The following is a 595-nucleotide window of genomic DNA, read 5'->3' on the forward strand; positions in this document are numbered from 1 at the left end:
ATTTATACTACCATTTATTCTATCTATTACGCTACCAATGGTATTTCCAACGACACTTCCTGCTACACCGCCCAGTATACCTCCTATGGTTGTTCCTACAGTTGATCCTATACTTGTATTTGATTTGCTACTAGAACTACCATATGAACCTATGGCTATATTGGAGCTACTGCTGGACTTACTACTAGAACTGCTGCTGCTTGACTTGCTACTACTGGAGCTACCACTTGAACCTATAGATTTAATTACTGATGTCACTGCGGATGTAACTGCCTTTGTAATACTACTTAATATACCCCAATGCCCTGTTGGATCAACAAACTTGATTGGGTCGTTGTAGCAGTAAACGTATAGATTTAAACTCAACGGATTCGTATCTTCTCCCCAATAGCTGTCTTCTGATATAAACCGTCCTATATATGGATTATAGTATCTTGCTCTTAGATAGTACAGTCCTGTTTCTTCGTCGTAGAATTCTCCTGCGTATCTTATAGCATTGCTATAAGCCTCTACTGTAAGGATTGGATTGCCAAAGATGTCGTAGTCGTATTGGTTTTCTATGTCTCCTGCTTCTGTTACGATGTAGACTACGTTC

General features: G+C 39.5%; 1 protein-coding gene. It reads right to left on the reverse strand.

Annotated features, from left to right (window positions below):
* Positions 1 to 595 (reverse strand): RHS repeat-associated core domain-containing protein (locus RCF13_RS20180; protein WP_308141509.1); only part of this gene is annotated, 595 nt, incomplete at both ends.

The organism is Stenotrophomonas maltophilia group sp. RNC7 (genome assembly GCF_030910085.1).
GTDB lineage: Bacteria > Pseudomonadota > Gammaproteobacteria > Xanthomonadales > Xanthomonadaceae > Stenotrophomonas > Stenotrophomonas sepilia.